This is a genomic window from Hydrogenophaga sp. BPS33 (assembly GCF_009859475.1).
Taxonomy (GTDB): domain Bacteria; phylum Pseudomonadota; class Gammaproteobacteria; order Burkholderiales; family Burkholderiaceae_C; genus Hydrogenophaga.
Window position 1 is genome coordinate 3,229,151 of the sequence record NZ_CP044549.1, and the last position, 17,952, is coordinate 3,247,102.

Genomic DNA, 17,952 nt, shown 5'->3' on the forward strand with positions numbered 1-17,952 from the left:
CGGGAGTGTTGCCGCTAAACTCGCGCCTCATGAGCACCTCTCCGGCCCCAACAGCGACGACGGCGCGTCCGAGCGTGATCCAGCTCTCCATCAAGGAGAAGGCCGCTCTGTATGCCGCCTACATTCCCTTGTTCGCCGACGGCGGGATCTTCATCCCCTCCGCTCGCGAGTACCGGCTCGGCGATGACGTGTATGTGTTGCTCAGCCTTCCCGATGACCCGCAACGCTATCCGGTGGCCGGCAAGGTGGCCTGGGTGACGCCCGCCAAGGCGCAAGGCGCCCGCACCCAGGGCGTGGGCATCCGGTTCCCCTCCGACGAGAAGTCGCGCCAGCTCAAACTCAAGATCGAAGAGATCCTGGGCTCCAGCCTGGGCTCTGACCGCGCCACGCAGACACTCTGAGCGCAAGCCCAATGGCCGGTGGGGCGCACAATGCGTGCCCATCGGCTTTTTTTTGTGTCCGCGCCTTCCCTTCATGTTCACCGATTCCCATTGCCATCTGAGTTTCCCGGAGCTGAGAGCCCGGTTGCCTGAAATCCTGGCCGAGATGTCGCAAGCGCAGGTCGACCGCGCGCTGTGCATCTGCACCACCCTGGAAGAGTTCGACGACGTGCTCGGCCTGGCCCAGGCCCATGGCCATCTGTGGGCCACCGTCGGCGTTCACCCCGACAACGAAGACGTTCGGGAGCCCTGCCTGGAGGATCTCTTGCGCAGCGCAGCGCATCCCAAGGTCATTGGCATTGGTGAGACCGGGCTGGACTACTACCGGCTGGGCGAACGGACCGTGGCCGATATGGCGTGGCAGCGCGAGCGCTTTCGCACCCACATCCGCGCTGGGCGTCAAACCGATTTGCCTCTCGTGATCCACACCCGCAGCGCGTCGGCCGACACCTTGGCGATCCTGGCCGAGGAGGGCGGTTTCCGTTCGGCGTCAGGTGTTGGCCAGGCTTTGTCCAAGGGCGTGTTCCATTGCTTCACGGAAACCATGGACGTCGCCCGCGCGGCGCTCGACCTGGGTTTCTATGTGTCCTTCTCCGGCATCCTGACCTTTCGCAACGCTGCCGATCTGCGCGAAGTCGCGGCGTTCGTGCCGCTCGATCGCACACTCATCGAAACCGACAGCCCCTACCTGGCGCCGGTGCCCCACCGGGGAAAGACCAATACCCCGGCCTGGGTGCCCTGGGTGGCACAACAGGTTGCCGACATCAAGGGCCTGGCAGTGGACACAGTGGCCGAGGCCACCAGCCGCAATTTCGAGCGGCTTTTTGACAAGGTCAACGGCCGCCCCGTGGCTGACAACATTTAAATATTTACATTAAAAACATGAAAAATCACGTTGTTTTTAAATGGATATTTTCTCTGCTTGTCACCATATCAACGGCCGTGCAAGCCAGTTCGTTCGAAGATTTTTTCATTGCCATCAAACGCAACGACGTGCCCGCGCTGCGCCAGTTGGCGCAGCGCGGATTCGATATGAACACCCGCAACGAAGCCGGCGACCCCGGGCTCGTGCTGGCCATCCGCGATGGATCGGGCGCTGTCGCGCAGTATCTGGTCAGCGAGAAGTCGGTGAACATCGAGGCCCGCACAGCCAAGGACGAGAGCGCCCTCATGCTGGCGGCGCTCAAGGGCGAGCTGGATCTGGCGCGTCGATTGATCGCACGCCAAGCCGAGGTCAACAAACCCGGCTGGACGCCGTTGCATTACGCCGCCACGCACCCCGGCAACGCCAGCGTCGACATGGTGCGGCTCATGCTGGAGCACCACGCCTATATCGACGCCGAGTCGCCCAACGGCACTACGCCGCTGATGATGGCGGCCCAGTACGGCCAACCGGCCGTGGTCCAGCTCCTGCTGGACGAGGGCGCCGACCCCTTGATCAAAAACCAGAGGGGACTGACCGCAATGGATTTCGCGCACCGCGCCGGCCGCGCGGCATCGGCAGAAATGATCGCGGCCGTTGTACGTGCGCGTCAACCCAAGGGAAAGTGGTGAGCGAGAGCATGTAGCAAGGCCTTGTGGCCCAACTTGGTGCAGCCAAAAGTAGGTGTAACCCACATGAGCCGATCGGCTGAGTGGCATCACAATCGCCCGCGGATCTACAAAACCAGGAGACGCCATGAAATTGGCCAGCCAAAAAGACTTCTTTTCAGGATTGATGTTCACCGCCGTCGGCGTCGCGTTCGCGATAGGTGCCACCAACTTCACCATTGGCAGCGCCGCGCGTATGGGCCCAGGCTATTTCCCGTTGTTGCTCGGCATCGTGCTGATCCTTTTGGGATTCACGATCACGGCGCAGTCGTTCAGGAGCAATGCGCCCAATGGCGATCCCGTCGGGCGCTTTGCCTGGCGGCCTCTTGGCTTCATCATCGGAGCCAACCTGGCCTTCGGTGTGTTGCTGGTCGGCGTACCTGCCCTGGGCATCCCGGCCTTCGGCATGATCATCGCGATCTATGCGCTGGTGCTGATTGCGGGTTACGCCCGTCCCAACTGCAGCTTCAAGGAGTCCGTGGTCCTCGCCACGGTCCTCGCGGTGGGCAGCTATTTCGCCTTCGTATACGCATTGAATCTGCAGTTCCCGGTGTGGCCTGCGTTCGTGTCCGCCTGACCCGGAGACTATCGAATGGAACTTCTTGATCATTTGGCGCTGGGCTTCGGCGTCGCCTTCACCTTTCAGAACATCCTGTACGCGCTGATCGGGTGTCTGCTGGGCACCTTGATCGGCGTGTTGCCAGGCATCGGGCCGGTGGCCACGATCGCCATGCTGCTGCCGGCCACTTACGGTCTGCCTCCCGTGGCGGCGCTGATCATGCTGGCCGGTATCTATTACGGTGCGCAATATGGTGGATCCACCACTGCCATTCTGGTCAACCTGCCGGGCGAGTCTTCGTCCGTGGTCACGGTGATCGATGGTCACCAGATGGCCAAGAAGGGCAGGGCGGGTCCCGCCTTGGCTGCAGCGGGCATTGGCTCGTTCTTCGCCGGCTGTGTGGGCACCTTGTGGCTGGCCGCCTTCGCGCCACCCCTTACCGAAGTTGCCCTGAGCTTTGGTCCTGCCGAGTACTTCTCGCTCATGATCGTCGGCTTGATCGGCTCGGTGGTGCTGGCTTCGGGATCGCTCGTCAAGGCATTGGCCATGATCGTGCTCGGCTTGCTGCTGGGCCTGGTGGGCACCGACGTGAACTCGGGTGTCGCCCGCTTCAGCTTCGACATTCCGGAACTCACCGACGGCATCAGCTTCACCGTGATCGCCATGGGCGTGTTCGGCTACGGGGAAATCATTTCCAACCTGTCCACGCCCGAAGGCGAGCGCAGCGTGTTCACCGACAAGGTGCAAGGCTTGATGCCCACGAAGGAAGACTTCAAGAACATGGTGCCTGCTGTGCTCCGTGGTACGGCCTTGGGCTCTTGCCTGGGCATTCTGCCTGGCGGTGGTGCGTTGCTGTCTGCTTTCGCCGCGTACACGATCGAGAAGAAGGTCAAGATGAAGCCGGGCGAAATTCCGTTCGGCCAAGGCAATATCCGTGGTGTGGCCGGTCCTGAGTCTGCCAACAACGCCGGTGCGCAAGCGTCCTTCATTCCGCTGCTGACACTGGGTATTCCGCCCAACGCCGTGATGGCTCTGATGGTGGGTGCGATGACGATCCACAACATCCAGCCGGGCCCGCAGGTCATGACCAGCAACCCCGAGTTGTTCTGGGGCCTGATTGCCTCCATGTGGATCGGCAACGCCATGCTGATCATCCTGAACCTGCCGCTGATCGGCATATGGATCAAGCTGCTGGCCGTGCCTTACCGCTGGTTGTTCCCGGCCATCGTGTTGTTCTGTGCGATCGGGGTGTACTCGACCAACAACAACAACTTCGACATCTGGATGGTCGCCATCTTCGGTGTGATCGGCTACATCTTCATCAAGCTCGGCTGTGAACCCGCGCCCCTGCTGCTGGGTTTCATTCTGGGCCCCATGATGGAGGAATATCTGCGGCGCGCGTTGCTGATTTCTCGCGGCGACTGGAGCGTCTTCGTAACCCGTCCCATTTCCGCCTCATTGCTGGGTGTGGCTGCACTGATGTTGGTCATCGTGCTGCTGCCATCGATCAAGAAGAAACGCGAAGAAGCTTTCGTCGAAGAGTGATGCTTGGCCGCCGGGTGCGAACCACCCGGTAGGAGAGGTCCGATAAGCCCGAACCGTTGCAAGATGGTTTGGGCTTTTTTGCGTTTCATGCGCTCGTTCGAGGAGGTCGCCTGGTATCCAAACGCGTTTCTGCCCAGCCAAGGTGCGGAATTGACGCAGGTCAAGGAAGGACGGGGAAGGGGCCACCAGGGCCGATAGCTGGCGGCAACGCGATCGATTACCCTCGCGCCATGGGCGCAAGGTATTCACTGTCGACAAAGCTGATGTGCATTGGCGTGGGACTTCTTCTCGTTGCTCTCACCTCCATCAGCCTGACGCTTTGGATCACTCGGCAACTCGAAGGCGGCGCTGCCGCGGTCAACGAGGCCGGGCGCATGCGCATGCAGACCTGGCGAATCGCCAGCGTGGCGCAGGCCGGGCGCTCCCCGCCCGAGCTGGCGGCCCTGGTGCAGCAGTTTGACCAGAACCTGGATCTGCTGCGCCGAGGGGACGCCAGCCGTCCGCTGTTCGTGCCTTGGGACGATGCGGTCGGCCAGGCGTTCGCCACCGTGGAAACGCTGTGGCAGAACCAGCGCCCGCTGTGGTTGCAGGACCGCCCGCCCGAGCCAGCGCAGGCGCTGGCAGCGGCCGGCGCGCTCGTCGAAGCCATCGACGGCCTGGTGCTGGCGATCGAGAAGCAGCTCTCGGGCTTCACCGCCATCCTCAACCTGATCCAGTTCCTCATGATGGCCTTGGCCATCGCCGGCGCAGTGGTGATGCTCTACACCGGGTACATGTATGTCATCCACCCGCTGGCGCACTTGCGCGAGAGCCTGCGTCGGCTGGAGTCGGGTGACTTCAAGGTGCGCGCAGGGGTCGAGACGCTCGACGAGTTCGGCCAGGTGGCAGCAGGCTTCAACCGCATGGCCTCCGCGCTGCAGTCGATGTATGCGGGGCTGGAGAGCCAGGTCGAAACCAAGACGCAACGCATTGAGGCGCAGCGCGCGCGGCTGGAGACGCTTTACGAGGTCAGTGCATTCATGGCGCAGGCCGGCAGCATCGAGGAGCTTTCGCGCGGTTTTTCCCAGCGCGTGCGCGCGGTGGTGAAGGCCGATGCGGCGGCGGTGCGCTGGAGCGATGAGGCCAGCCAGCGGTACCTGCTGCTGGCCTCCGATTGCTTCCCGCAGGACATGTTGGCGCATGAGCGCAGCCTGCTGGCCGGGGCCTGCGCCTGCGGCAACCTGCAGCCCGATGCCAGGACACGCGTCATTCCCATCCACAGCCACGACGAGGCCCAGGTGCGCCGCTGCGCGTGCGTCGGTTTCGAGACGCTGGTGAGTGTGCCGGTGCGGCTGCAAAACCGGGTGTTGGGCGAGATCGACTTGTTCTACCGCGCGAAGGTCAGCCTGAGCGTGGGCGAGACCGAGTTGCTCGATGCCCTGGCCAGCCACCTGGCGAATGCGCTGGAGAGCCTGCGTGCCTCCGCCCTGGAGCGCGAGGCGGCGGTGGGCGAGGAGCGCACACTGATCGCACGCGAACTGCACGACTCCATCGCCCAGTCGCTGGCCTTCCTCAAGATCCAGGTCCAACTGCTGCGCGACGCAGTGCAAAAGAAGCAGGAAGCGCGGGTGACCAGCACGCTCGATGAGCTCGACGAGGGTCTGCGCGAGAGTTTCAACGACGTGCGCGAGCTGCTGGTGCACTTCCGCACCCGCACCAACACGGACGATATCGAACGCGCGTTGCAGGAAACGCTGCAGAAGTTCCAGCACCAGACAGGCCTGCCGGCGAAGCTGCACGTCGAAGGGCATGGCTTGCCCTTGCCCGCCGATGTGCAGGTGCAAGTACTGCACGTGCTGCAGGAGTCGCTCTCCAACGTGCGCAAGCACGCCCGTGCCCAGCATGTCCAGCTCGACGTGGTCAAGGGCGCGCAATGGCGCTTTTGCGTGCGCGACGACGGCGCGGGCTTCGACGCGCTGGACGCGCCCGGCGAATCCCACGTGGGCCTCAAGATCATGCACGAGCGCGCGGCCCTCGTCGGCGCCCGCGTGGACGTGAGTTCCGAGCCCGGCCGAGGCACAGCCGTCACCCTGACCCTGCCGCCCCATCCGGTGGCGGAAAACGCCATCGCCACACCCGTTACCGAGCACGCCATTCCATGACCGACACCATCGCCCGTCCGATCCAGTTGCTCGTGGTCGACGACCACTCGTTGTTCCGCCGCGGACTCATGGCGCTGCTCGCGCAGGACCCGCGTTTTGAAGTGGCTTGCGAGGCGGGTGACGTGGGCGAAGCGTTGCGCTGCGTGGCGCGCCAGCGACCCGACGTGATCCTGCTCGACAACCACCTGCCGGGCGTACTGGGCGTGGACGCCATCCCCGCACTGCGCGAAGCCGCACCGGGTAGCCGCGTGCTCATGCTCACCGTGAGCGAGAACGAGTCCGATCTGGTGGCCGCGCTCAAGGCCGGCGCCGACGGCTACCTGGTCAAGACAGTGGAGGCGCAACACCTGTGCGAGGGCATCGTCAAGGTGATGGAGGGCGAGTCGGTGGTCAGTCCCGAGATGACCACCAAGCTGGTGTCGGCGTTGCGATCACCGCCGTCTGCCAACGGCAAAGCGGCCGATGCACCGGTGTGCACCGCCACCTCTGCTCCCGAACTCGCCGCGCTCTCGGCGCGTGAACTCGAGATCCTGCACCTGATCGCGTGCGGCGACAGCAACAAACACATTGCCCGCCAGCTCGACATTGCCGAGACCACGGTCAAGATCCACGTACAGCACATCCTGCGCAAGCTCCACCTCACCTCGCGTGTGCAGGCGGCGGTGTTCGCGGCCCGTCACGCGTCCTAGTGGGCTGACATGCCCCCGTGACGCCATCGTGTCCCGGCATCGCTCTCGCCCCCGCCGGGGGAGGAGCACTTTCACTTCTTTGCTCATACGTCGTGACTATCGTGCCGGGGTCGACGAATCGACCCGGAGGCATTGATACAGATCAATTGCCGGCCATCAACCGGCCCGCCTAGTTCTTCCGGACACACGGCGCCCTGCCGCCATCGTTCTTCCGCACCGCCTCGCATGCCCGGCAGGCGGATAGCCACCAGCGCACCCAGCGCCGACAGTCTTGCCATGCCCCGCGTGGAGAAAGACATCATGGCCTCTGAGCTGAACAACGACAAAAAAGCCTGGTCGGTGCTGATCGTCAGCACGCTGGCCTTCACCGTGTGCTTCATGGTCTGGATGATGTTCGGTGTCATCGGCATCCCGATCAAGAAGGCACTCGACCTCAATTCCACCCAGTTCGGCCTGCTCATGGCCACACCCGTGCTCACCGGTTCGCTGGTGCGCGTGCCGCTGGGCATCTGGACCGACCGCTACGGTGGCCGCATCGTGATGGCCATTCTCATGGCCATCACCGTGCCGGCGATCTGGCTCATGAGCTACGCCACGGCTTACTGGCACTTCCTCACCATCGGCCTGTTCGTGGGCTTGGCGGGCGGCTCCTTCTCGGTCGGCACGCCCTACGTGGCGCGCTGGTTCCCCAAGCACCGCCAGGGCATGGCCATGGGCGTGTACGGCGCGGGCAACTCGGGCTCTGCCGTCAACAAGTTCGTGGCGCCGGTGCTGCTGGTGGCCTTCGGCTGGGCTGCGGTGCCGCAGGTGTACGCGGCCATCATGCTGGGCACGGTGGTGCTGTTCTGGCTGTTCAGCCACAGCGACCCGTCGCACCTGGTGCCGAGCAACGTGTCTTTCATGGACCAGCTCAAGGCACTCAAGGATCCCAAGGTGCTCAAGTATTGCCAGTACTACAGCATCGTCTTCGGTGGCTATGTGGCGCTCTCGCTGTGGATGGTGCAGTACTACGTGGGCGAGTTCGGCCTGGACATCCGCGTGGCCGCGCTGCTGGCGGCGTGCTTCTCGCTGCCCGGTGGCGTGCTGCGCGCGGTGGGCGGCGTGATGTCGGACAAGTTCGGCGCGCACAAGGTCACCTGGTGGGTGCTGTGGGTGAGCTGGATCTGCCTGTTCCTGCTGTCGTATCCGCAGACCGACTTCACCGTGCTCACCGTCAATGGCCCGCGCTCCTTCCACATCGGCCTCAACGTCTACCTCTTCACCGGCCTGATGTTCATCCTGGGCATCGCCTGGGCCTTCGGCAAGGCCAGCGTCTTCAAGTACATCAGCGACGACTATCCGAAAAACATCGGCGCCATCAGCGGCATCGTCGGCCTGGCCGGGGGCATGGGTGGGTTTGTGCTGCCGATCCTGTTCGGCGCGCTCATGGACCTCACCGGTATCCGTTCCAGCGCCTTCATGCTGATGTACGGCGTGGTCTGGGTATCGCTCATCTGGATGTACTGGACCGAGGTGCGCCAGACCGAAGTCATGGGCGCCAACGCAAAACCATTTTCCTTTCAGAACTGACGCTTTGCGTTGGTCAACACATCATGAACAACACCAACAAGGTCGGTCCAGACATCGTGGACTGGAGGCCGGAGGATGAAACCTTCTGGAACCTCACCGGCAAAAAAATCGCGTACCGCAACCTCTGGATCTCCATCCCGGCCCTGCTCTGCGGTTTCGCGGTGTGGAGCATGTGGGGAATCATCACGGTGCAGATGATGAACCTGGGCTATCCGTTCACCCAGGCCGAGCTCTTCACCCTGACCGCCATTGCCGGCCTGGCCGGGGCCACGATGCGCATCCCGGCTTCGTTTCTGATCCGACTCTCGGGTGGGCGAAATACCATTTTTCTGACCACCGCCATGCTGCTCGCGCCTGCCCTGGGTACCGGCATCGTGCTACAGCACCCCGAGTGGCCCCTGTGGTCGTTCCAGTTGATGGCTTTGTGGTGTGGCGTGGGAGGGGGCAACTTTGCCTCCTCCATGTCCAACATCAGTACGTTTTTCCCCAAGCGCCTGCAAGGCACCGGCCTGGGGCTGAACGCAGGCCTGGGCAACTTTGGCGTGACCACGATGCAGATCGTGATCCCGCTGGTGATGACCGTGCCTTTGCTGGGGACGTTTGGTGGTGACGCGATGGTGCTGCAAAAGGAAAGCGGCTGGATCTTGGGCGCCATCCCCCCTGGCACTCCCACCTGGATCCAGAACGCCGGTTTTGCCTGGGTGCTGTCTCTCGTGCCGTTGTCGGTCCTGTGCTGGTTCGGCATGAACAACCTCAAGACGGTTTCTCCCAACACCGGCGGGCCGATCGCCGCGTTTCTCAAGATCATCTGGCTCTACACCCTGTCCTTCGTCCCGGCCGGTGTTGGCCTGTATCTCTACTTGCCGGCACCCAGCGGTCTGGGACTGCTCAACATGTGGCTTGCCATGCCTTTCATCATTGTCAGCACGCTGATGGTGATGAAGATCACCGCCTTTGGCACGATGAAGGAAAACGTGGCCAAGCAGTTTGCGATCTTCCGCAACAAGCACACATGGTCGTTGACCATTCTCTATATCGTCACATTCGGCTCGTTCATCGGTTTCTCCATGGCGCTGCCGCTGTCGATGAAGGTGATCTTTGGTGTCAGCCACGTGGTGGATGCCAATGGCGTCCTGCAGCACACGCTGGTCAATCCCAAGGGCCCGCCCATCCTGGCCTACGCCTGGATCGGCCCTTTCGTTGGTGCAGCGATTCGCCCGTTGGGTGGCTGGATGGCCGACAAGCTCGGTGGCTCCATCGTGACCCAATGGGTGTGCGGCGTGATGGCTATCGCGGGGGTTGCCGTCGGGTATGTGATGCAACTCGCCTACCAGTCGGCCACGCCGGAACAGTATTTCTTTATCTTCCTTGCGCTGTTCATGTTGCTGTTTGCCGCCAGTGGCATCGGAAACGGCTCGACCTTTCGAAGCATCGGCGTGATCTTTGACAGCCAGCAGGCCGGTCCGGTCCTGGGCTGGACCTCGGCAGTGGCCGCCTATGGCGCCTTCATTGCGCCGGTGGTGATCGGTGAGCAGATCAAGCTCGGCACGCCGCAAACGGCCATGTACGGCTTCGCCATCTTCTACGCCGCCTGCCTGGTGCTGAACTGGTGGTTCTACCTGCGCAAGGGCGCCGAGATCCAGAACCCATGAACACGTCGCACGCCTGCCGCAATGCCCCCATTTCCGGAGACCTTCATGAGCCACTTTCTCGACCGCCTCACCCATTTCAGCCTGCCCAGGGAGTCTTTCTCGGGCAACCACGGCCAGAGCACCGGCGAAGACCGCACTTGGGAAGACGCCTACCGCAACCGCTGGGCGCACGACAAGATCGTGCGCAGCACCCACGGCGTGAACTGCACCGGCTCGTGCTCGTGGAAGATCTACGTCAAGGGCGGCATCGTGACCTGGGAAACCCAGCAGACCGACTACCCGCGCACGCGCTGGGACATGCCCAACCACGAGCCGCGTGGCTGTGCGCGTGGCGCCTCCTACAGCTGGTACCTCTACAGCGCCAACCGGGTGAAGTACCCGATGGTGCGCGGGCGCCTGCTGGAGCGCTGGCGTGCCGCGCTGAATGTCGCGAAAACCCCGGTGGACGCCTGGGCCAGCATCGTCGAGAACCCCGAAGCCCGGCGCGACTACCAGCAGGTGCGCGGCATGGGCGGCTTCGTGCGCAGCACCTGGGACGAGGTCAACCAGCTGATCGCCGCAGCCAACGTGTACACCATCAAGCAGCACGGGCCTGACCGCATCATCGGCTTCAGCCCGATCCCCGCCATGAGCATGGTGAGCTACGCCGCCGGTTCGCGCTACCTCTCGCTCATCGGTGGCGTGTGCATGAGCTTCTACGACTGGTACTGCGACCTGCCACCGGCCAGCCCGCAGGTCTGGGGCGAGCAGACCGACGTGCCCGAATCGGCCGACTGGTACAACAGCTCGTTCATCATCGCCTGGGGCTCCAACGTGCCGCAGACGCGCACGCCCGACGCCCACTTCTTCACCGAGGTGCGCTACAAAGGCGCCAAGACGGTGGCCGTGACGCCCGACTACTCAGAGGTCGCCAAGCTCTCCGACCTCTGGCTGCACCCCAAGCAAGGCACCGACGCAGCACTCGCCATGGCCATGGGCCACGTGGTGCTCAAGAACTTCTATTTCCCGGATGGTGGCAAGCCACGCAGCAGCTATTTCGACGACTACGCACGCCGCTACACGGACCTGCCGCTGCTGGTGATGCTCAAGGAACACGTGTTGGCCGACGGCACCACCACCCTGGTGCCCGACCGCTATCTGCGCGCCAGCGATTTCAACGGCCAGCTCGGCCAGAAGAACAACCCCGAGTGGAAGACCGTGGCCTTCGACACGGGTGGCAAGGCCGTGCTGCCCAACGGCTCGATCGGCTTTCGCTGGGGTGAGGCGGGACGCAGCGACGAAGGCAAGTGGAATCTGGAGGCCAAAGAGGCTCGCAGCGACACCGAGGTGAAGCTCAAGCTCTCGGTGATCGAAGACGGCGAGCAGGACCACCAGGTGGTGGACGTGGCCTTTCCTTACTTCGGCGGCGAGGCCGCGCCGCATTTCACCGCCAACGCGCAGAACGGCGCCATCAACCACGCCCGCGTGCCGGCCGTGCGCCTGCGCCTGGGCAAGGCCGGCGAAGAGCGCCACGCCATGGTTGCCACCGTGTTCGACCTGCAGGTCGCGCAGTACGGTATCGACCGGGGCCTCGGCGGGGGCGCGAAGAACTTCGACGACAACGCCGCCTACACGCCGGCCTGGCAGGAAAGCATCACCGGTGTGCCGCGCGACCAGGTCGTCACCGTGGCGCAGCAGTTCGCCGACAACGCGGACAAGACGCACGGCAAGTCGATGGTGATCATCGGCGCAGCCATGAACCACTGGTACCACGCCGACATGAACTACCGCGGCGTGATCAACCTGCTGATGATGTGCGGCTGCATCGGCCAGAGTGGTGGCGGCTGGGCGCACTACGTGGGCCAGGAAAAGCTGCGCCCGCAAACCGGCTGGACCGCGCTGGCCTTCGCGCTCGACTGGATCCGCCCGCCGCGCCAGATGAACAGCACCAGCTTCTTCTACGCGCACACCGACCAGTGGCGCTACGAGAAGCTCGGCATGGAAGAGATCGTGAGCCCGCTGGCCGACAGGGCCGCGTTCGGCGGCAGCATGATCGACTTCAACGTGCGTGCCGAGCGCATGGGCTGGCTGCCGAGTGCGCCGCAGCTCAAGACCAATCCGCTGCAGGTGGTGAAGGACGCCACCGCCGCCGGGCTTGATGCCAAGGATTACGTGGTGCGCGCCCTGAAAGACGGCACGCTGGCGATGAGCTGCGAAGACCCGGACGCACCGCAGAACTGGCCACGCAACATGTTCGTGTGGCGCAGCAACCTGCTGGGCTCCAGCGGCAAGGGCCACGAATACTTCTGCAAGCACCTGCTGGGCACCGAGAACGGTGTGCAGGGCAGGGACCTTGGGACGGATGAGGCAAAGCCACAAGAGGTCGTGTGGCACGAGCAGGCGCCGCAGGGCAAGCTCGATCTGCTGGTCACGCTCGACTTCCGCATGAGCACCACCTGCCTGTATTCGGACATCGTGCTGCCCACCGCGAGCTGGTACGAGAAGAACGACCTCAATACCAGCGACATGCACCCCTTCATCCATCCACTGTCCGCAGCGGTGGACCCGGTGTGGCAAAGCCGCAGCGACTGGGAGATCTACAAGGGTTTTGCGCAGGCTTTCAGCGAAGTCTGCGTGGGCCATCTCGGGGTGGAGAAAGAGGTGGTGCTCACGCCCATCATGCACGACACCCCCGGCGAACTCGCCCAGCCTTTCGACGTGAAGGAATGGCGCAAGGGCCACTGCGAACCCATCCCTGGCAAGACCGCGCCGCAGATCAGCGTGGTCGAGCGCGACTACCCCAACGTGTTCAAACGTTTCACCGCGCTCGGGCCGCTGATGGACAAGCTGGGCAACGGCGGCAAGGGCATTGGCTGGAAGACCGGCGTCGAGGTCGAGCAACTCGGCCAGCTCAACGGCACCACGCTCGACGAGGGCGTGACCCAGGGCATGCCGAAGATCGTGACCGACATCGACGCCTGCGAGGTGATCCTGCAGCTCGCGCCCGAGACCAACGGTCATGTGGCGGTGAAGGCATGGGAAGCGCTGGGCAAGCAGACCGGCCGCGACCACACGCACCTGGCGCTGTACCGCGAGGACGAGAAGATCCGCTACCGCGACATCCAGGCCCAGCCGCGCAAGATCATCAGCAGCCCGACCTGGAGCGGCATCGAGAGCGAGACGGTGAGCTACAACGCCGGCTACACCAACGTGCACGAACTCATTCCATGGCGCACCCTCACGGGCCGCCAGCAGTTCTACCAGGACCACCCCTGGATGATTGCCTTCGGTGAAGGCCTGGGCAGCTACCGGCCGCCGGTGGATCTGAAGACCACCCAAGGTATCCACAACATCAAGCCCAACGGCAACAAAGAGATCCAGCTGAACTTCATCACGCCGCACCAGAAGTGGGGCATCCACTCGACCTACAGCGACAACCTGATGATGCTCACCCTCAACCGGGGCGGCACCGTGGTGTGGTTGAGCGAAGACGATGCGAAGAGCGCGGGCATCGAAGACAACGACTGGGTCGAGCTGTTCAACATCAACGGCGCGGTGGCGGCGCGCGCGGTGGTCAGCCAACGGGTGAATCCAGGCATGGTGATGATGTACCACTCGCAGGAAAAGATCATCAACACCCCGGGCTCGGAGATCACCGGCGTGCGCGGCGGTATCCACAACTCGGTCACGCGCATCGTGCTCAAGCCGACCCACATGATCGGCGGCTACGCGCAGCTCAGCTACGGCTTCAACTACTACGGAACGATCGGCACCAACCGCGACGAGTTCGTGGTGGTGCGCAAGATGGACAAGGTGGACTGGCTCGATACACCGGCCGACGACCACCTGATCCGCGCCTACCAATCTCAAGGCGAAAACCCTTGAGCACCCGCCGAATCGAAGGAGCCTGAATCATGAAAATACGCGCACAAATCGGCATGGTGCTCAACCTGGACAAGTGCATCGGTTGCCACACCTGTTCGGTCACCTGCAAGAACGTCTGGACCAACCGCCCCGGTGTGGAATACGCCTGGTTCAACAACGTCGAAACCAAGCCCGGCATCGGCTACCCGAAGGAGTGGGAGAACCAGGAGAAGTGGCAGGGCGGCTGGATCCGCCGTGCCGACGGCTCCATCGTGCCCAAACAGGGTGGCAAATGGCAGCTGTTGATGAAGATCTTTGCGAACCCGCACCTGCCGGAGATCGACGACTACTACGAACCCTTCACCTTCGACTACGACCACCTGCAGTCAGCACCCGAGATGAAGCACGCGCCCACCGCGCGCCCGCGCAGCCTGATCACCGGCAAGCGCATGGAGAAGATCGAGTGGGGACCGAACTGGGAGGAGATCCTGGGCGGCGAGTTCGCCAAGCGCAGCAAAGACAGCAACTTCAACGGCTTCGAAGCCGCGCAGAAGGCCATGGTGGGGGAGTTCGAGAACACCTTCATGATGTACCTGCCGCGCCTGTGCGAACACTGCCTCAACCCGGCCTGCGTGGCGAGCTGCCCCTCGGGCTCCATCTACAAACGCGAGGAAGACGGCATCGTGCTGATCGACCAGGACAAGTGCCGTGGCTGGCGCATGTGCGTGAGCGGATGCCCCTACAAGAAGATCTACTACAACTGGAAGAGCGGCAAGGCCGAGAAGTGCATCTTCTGCTACCCACGCATCGAGGCCGGCCAGCCCACCGTGTGCAGCGAGACCTGCGTGGGCCGCATCCGCTACCTCGGCGTGCTGCTGTACGACGCCGACCGCATCCAGGAAGCCGCCAGCGTGCCCAACGAGACCGATCTCTACAAGGCGCAGATCGACCTGTTCCTGGACCCGCACGACCCAGCGGTGATCGCGCAGGCGCGCGCCGATGGCATCCCCGACAACTGGCTGGAGGCCGCGCGCCATAGCCCCGTCTACAAGATGGCGGTGGACTGGAAAGTGGCGCTGCCGCTGCACCCCGAATACCGCACGCTGCCCATGGTCTGGTACGTGCCGCCGCTCTCTCCCATCACCGCCGCGGCCAACGCCGGGTACCTGGGCGACAACGGCGAGATTCCGGACGTGAGCCAGTTGCGCATTCCGGTGAAGTACCTCGCCAACCTGCTGACGGCGGGCGACACCGCGCCGGTGGTGCGCGCGCTCGAACGCATGCTGGCCATGCGCAGCTACCAGCGCGCCAAGCATGTGGACGGCGTGATCAACCAGGACGTGCTTGAACAAGTGAGCTTGAGCGTGCGCGAGGTCGAGGACATGTACCAGACCATGGCGATCGCCAACTACGAAGACCGCTTCGTGATTCCCACCACGCACCGCGAATACGCCGAGAACACCTTCAACATCAAGGGCGGCTGCGGCTTCAGCTTCGGCAACGGCTGCTCGGAAGGGCAGACGGAAACCAGCCTGTTCGGCAGCGAGAAAAAGCGAACGATACCCATCAAGGCGGGGGTCTGACATGGGCCTGTTTTCCACCCCCCCGAAACCCGCCGTTCACACACTGCGTGTGCTTGCCCACCTGCTGCGCTACCCCACCGCCGACCTGCGCGCCCACGCCGCTGAACTGCGCGACGCGCTGCATGCGGAGGCCGCGTTGCCGGCCGCGCGGCTGGTCGAGCTCGATGCGCTGCTGGCGCACCTGAGCCAGCAGCCCGCGCTGGAGGTCGAGGCCGACTACGTCGAGCTGTTCGACCGCGGTCGCAGCACCGCGCTGCACCTGTTCGAGCACGTGCTGGGCGACTCGCGCGACCGGGGGCCGGCCATGATCGACCTGATCCAGACCTACGAGAAGGCCGGGCTCTACCTCGGACCGGCAGAGCTGCCCGACCACCTGAGCGTGCTGCTGGAGTTCGCCTCTACCCAGCCTGCTGCGGTGGCGCGCGAGTTCCTTGGCGAGAGCGCACACATCGTGCGCGTGATTTTCAGCGCTCTGAAGAAGCGCCAGAGCCCCTACGCCAGCGTGCTGGCCGCCGTGCTGGAGATCGCGGGTGAGAAGGCCGAGCCCGTGCCCGTGGCCCCCGATCCCGGTGTGGATGAGAGCTGGGCCGAGCCCGCGGTGTTCGGGGGCTGCTCCACCGAAGGTCAGGCGCGGCCCGGCCAGCCGCAACCCATCCGCATCGTGAAGGCGGCCACCGGTCGCCACCCATCCCCCCCAACAGGAGCACAGGCATGACCTCACTGCACCACTTCCTCTTCGGCGTCTATCCCTACATCTGCCTGGCGGTTTTCCTCATGGGCAGCCTGGCCCGCTTCGACCGCGACCAGTACACCTGGAAAAGCGATTCCTCGCAGTTGCTGCGCCGGGGCCAGTTGCGGTGGGGCAGCAACCTGTTCCATGTCGGCATCCTGTTCCTGTTCTTCGGGCACGCCGTGGGCCTGCTCACGCCGCATTTTTTCTACGAAGGCTTCCTGGATGCCGCGGTCAAGCAGCGGCTGGCCATCTATGCGGGCGGCACCGCCGGTGTGATCTGCTTCGTCGGCCTCTCACTGTTGCTGCACCGGCGCATCTTCGACCCGCGCATCCGCCTGACCAGCCACCGCACCGACCTCGCCATCCTGGTCATCCTGTGGGTGCAGCTCACGCTGGGCCTGATCACGCTGCCGTACTCGTATGCGCACGCCGACGGCAGCGCCATGCTGGTGCTGGCCGAATGGGCGCAGCGCATCGTCACCTTCCGCCCCGATGCCTCGGCCCTGGTCAACATGGACTGGCCCTACAAGGTGCACCTGGTCCTGGGCATGACGATCTTCCTGCTGTTCCCGTTCTCGCGGCTGGTCCATGTGTGGAGCGGCTTCGCCAGCGTGGCCTACCTGGTGCGGCCTTACCAGGTGGTGCGCAGCCGCCGCCTGGGCGTGCCGGCCAATCCGACCAACCCTGCCCACCCTTCCAAGCCCCGCTGATCCACCTCACCCACGGGAGCCCCCATGAGCCAGGACCTTTCCACATCGCCCTCCACCGGTTGCGGCAGCAGCGCCTGCGCTTGCAAAAGCCCTGCGGCCGCTGCGGCCCCGGCCGAGATCGCCAGCGTCAACGGCATCCAACTGCACAAAGCCGGCGAGGTGCTGGACGCGCAGACCCTGCGCGAGCGCGCCTGCACCGAACTGTTGCGCCAGCAGGCGGTGAGCGCCGGCCTGCTGCCGCGCTTCACCGGCGTGAGCGCACCCGAGCCCGACGCCGGCACGCGCAGCGCGATCGAGGCCCTGCTCGAAGCCGAAGTGCACTCGCCCGAGCCGGGCGCCGAAGAATGCCGGCGCCACTACGAGGCCCACAAGCCGCGCTTCGTCGTGGGCCAGGCGCTGCACGTTCGGCACATTCTGTTCGCGGTCACGCCGGGCGTGCCGGTGAATGCGCTGGCCCAGCGCGCCGAGGCGGCGCTGCTGGAGCTCTCGCGCCAGGGGGGGCCCTCCGATCGTTTTGCGCAGCTCGCGAGCGAACTCTCCAATTGCCCATCCAGCGCCCAGGGCGGTGACCTCGGCTGGATCACACCGCAGGACTGCGCGCCCGAACTGGCCAAGGCCCTTTTCCTGCAGAACGACGCCATCCAGACCGTCGGCCTGCACCCGCGTCTGGTGCACAGCCGCTTCGGCTTGCACATCGTCGAAGTGCTGGAGCGCGACCCAGGCCGCCTGCCCGAATTCTCCGAGTTGCAGGCACAGATTGCCGCACGCCTGACGCTGCAGTCGCAGGCCACGGCGCTTCGCCAGTACATGCAGTTGCTGGTGGGTCAGGCACAAGTGGAAGGTGTACAACTGGAGGGAGCAGACACGCCCCTGGTGCAATGACGCCACCTGTCGCCAG

Annotated in this window: 14 protein-coding genes; all 14 read left to right on the forward strand. The window is 64.2% G+C overall.

Features of this window, described 5'->3' with window-relative positions; genetic code table 11:
- Nucleotides 1-29 precede the first annotated feature (29 nt).
- The 14 genes from F9K07_RS14850 to F9K07_RS14915 all read left to right on the forward strand — a co-directional run bounded on the left by F9K07_RS14850 (nucleotide 30) and on the right by F9K07_RS14915 (nucleotide 17,936).
- Nucleotides 30-401 carry a PilZ domain-containing protein gene (locus tag F9K07_RS14850; protein WP_159594167.1) on the forward strand — a complete coding sequence of 124 codons (372 nt, stop codon included), beginning with the start codon at nucleotides 30-32 and terminating at the stop codon, nucleotides 399-401.
- Nucleotides 402-474: 73 nt separating this feature from the next.
- Nucleotides 475-1,305 (forward strand): TatD family hydrolase, encoded by an 831-nt coding sequence (locus F9K07_RS14855; protein ID WP_159594168.1) that lies wholly within the window; start codon nucleotides 475-477, stop codon nucleotides 1,303-1,305.
- Between the two features lie 77 nt (nucleotides 1,306-1,382).
- Complete coding sequence (locus tag F9K07_RS14860) at nucleotides 1,383-1,994, forward strand: ankyrin repeat domain-containing protein (RefSeq protein ID WP_328793983.1); 612 nt, start codon at nucleotides 1,383-1,385, stop codon at nucleotides 1,992-1,994.
- 124 nt (nucleotides 1,995-2,118) lie between these two features.
- Nucleotides 2,119-2,607: a tripartite tricarboxylate transporter TctB family protein gene (locus F9K07_RS14865; protein WP_159594170.1), complete on the forward strand. Its 489-nt coding sequence runs from the start codon at nucleotides 2,119-2,121 to the stop codon at nucleotides 2,605-2,607.
- Nucleotides 2,608-2,622: 15 nt separating this feature from the next.
- The gene (locus tag F9K07_RS14870; RefSeq protein WP_159594171.1) at nucleotides 2,623-4,134 is read left to right on the forward strand and encodes a tripartite tricarboxylate transporter permease; all 1,512 of its coding nucleotides are present in this window, start codon (nucleotides 2,623-2,625) and stop codon (nucleotides 4,132-4,134) included.
- Nucleotides 4,135-4,409: 275 nt separating this feature from the next.
- The gene (locus F9K07_RS14875) at nucleotides 4,410-6,275 is read left to right on the forward strand and encodes a type IV pili methyl-accepting chemotaxis transducer N-terminal domain-containing protein (RefSeq protein WP_328793984.1); all 1,866 of its coding nucleotides are present in this window, start codon (nucleotides 4,410-4,412) and stop codon (nucleotides 6,273-6,275) included.
- On the forward strand, nucleotides 6,272-6,964 hold the full coding sequence (locus F9K07_RS14880; protein WP_159594173.1) for a response regulator: 693 nt from the start codon (nucleotides 6,272-6,274) through the stop codon (nucleotides 6,962-6,964). Before F9K07_RS14875 ends, F9K07_RS14880 begins: the two co-directional genes overlap by 4 nt.
- Nucleotides 6,965-7,264: 300 nt before the next feature.
- On the forward strand, nucleotides 7,265-8,533 hold the full coding sequence (locus tag F9K07_RS32100) for an MFS transporter (protein ID WP_159594174.1): 1,269 nt from the start codon (nucleotides 7,265-7,267) through the stop codon (nucleotides 8,531-8,533).
- A 23-nt stretch (nucleotides 8,534-8,556) separates the two neighbouring features.
- Complete coding sequence (locus F9K07_RS14890; protein WP_159594175.1) at nucleotides 8,557-10,185, forward strand: MFS transporter; 1,629 nt, start codon at nucleotides 8,557-8,559, stop codon at nucleotides 10,183-10,185.
- Nucleotides 10,186-10,230: 45 nt separating this feature from the next.
- Nucleotides 10,231-14,049 (forward strand): nitrate reductase subunit alpha, encoded by a 3,819-nt coding sequence (locus F9K07_RS14895; RefSeq protein ID WP_159594176.1) that lies wholly within the window; start codon nucleotides 10,231-10,233, stop codon nucleotides 14,047-14,049.
- Between the two features lie 29 nt (nucleotides 14,050-14,078).
- Complete coding sequence (gene narH, locus F9K07_RS14900) at nucleotides 14,079-15,611, forward strand: nitrate reductase subunit beta (protein ID WP_159594177.1); 1,533 nt, start codon at nucleotides 14,079-14,081, stop codon at nucleotides 15,609-15,611.
- 1 nt (nucleotide 15,612) lies between these two features.
- Nucleotides 15,613-16,326: a nitrate reductase molybdenum cofactor assembly chaperone gene (narJ, locus tag F9K07_RS14905; protein WP_159594178.1), complete on the forward strand. Its 714-nt coding sequence runs from the start codon at nucleotides 15,613-15,615 to the stop codon at nucleotides 16,324-16,326.
- The gene (narI, locus tag F9K07_RS14910) at nucleotides 16,323-17,054 is read left to right on the forward strand and encodes a respiratory nitrate reductase subunit gamma (RefSeq protein ID WP_159594179.1); all 732 of its coding nucleotides are present in this window, start codon (nucleotides 16,323-16,325) and stop codon (nucleotides 17,052-17,054) included. The genes narJ and narI overlap by 4 nt, the downstream gene beginning before the upstream one ends.
- 24 nt (nucleotides 17,055-17,078) lie before the next feature.
- Nucleotides 17,079-17,936, forward strand: a complete 858-nt coding sequence (locus F9K07_RS14915; RefSeq protein ID WP_159594180.1) for a peptidylprolyl isomerase — start codon at nucleotides 17,079-17,081, stop codon at nucleotides 17,934-17,936.
- Nucleotides 17,937-17,952: the final 16 nt, after the last annotated feature.

Coding starts and splice junctions, on each gene's coding strand:
- F9K07_RS14915 (WP_159594180.1), top strand. CDS start 17,079: ATGAGCCAGGACCTTTCCACATCGCCCTCCACCGGTTGCGGCAGCAGC.
- F9K07_RS14850 (WP_159594167.1), top strand. CDS start 30: ATGAGCACCTCTCCGGCCCCAACAGCGACGACGGCGCGTCCGAGCGTG.
- F9K07_RS32100 (WP_159594174.1), top strand. CDS start 7,265: ATGGCCTCTGAGCTGAACAACGACAAAAAAGCCTGGTCGGTGCTGATC.
- F9K07_RS14855 (WP_159594168.1), top strand. CDS start 475: ATGTTCACCGATTCCCATTGCCATCTGAGTTTCCCGGAGCTGAGAGCC.
- F9K07_RS14880 (WP_159594173.1), top strand. CDS start 6,272: ATGACCGACACCATCGCCCGTCCGATCCAGTTGCTCGTGGTCGACGAC.
- F9K07_RS14870 (WP_159594171.1), top strand. CDS start 2,623: ATGGAACTTCTTGATCATTTGGCGCTGGGCTTCGGCGTCGCCTTCACC.
- F9K07_RS14895 (WP_159594176.1), top strand. CDS start 10,231: ATGAGCCACTTTCTCGACCGCCTCACCCATTTCAGCCTGCCCAGGGAG.
- narH (WP_159594177.1), top strand. CDS start 14,079: ATGAAAATACGCGCACAAATCGGCATGGTGCTCAACCTGGACAAGTGC.
- narI (WP_159594179.1), top strand. CDS start 16,323: ATGACCTCACTGCACCACTTCCTCTTCGGCGTCTATCCCTACATCTGC.
- F9K07_RS14865 (WP_159594170.1), top strand. CDS start 2,119: ATGAAATTGGCCAGCCAAAAAGACTTCTTTTCAGGATTGATGTTCACC.
- F9K07_RS14890 (WP_159594175.1), top strand. CDS start 8,557: ATGAACAACACCAACAAGGTCGGTCCAGACATCGTGGACTGGAGGCCG.
- narJ (WP_159594178.1), top strand. CDS start 15,613: ATGGGCCTGTTTTCCACCCCCCCGAAACCCGCCGTTCACACACTGCGT.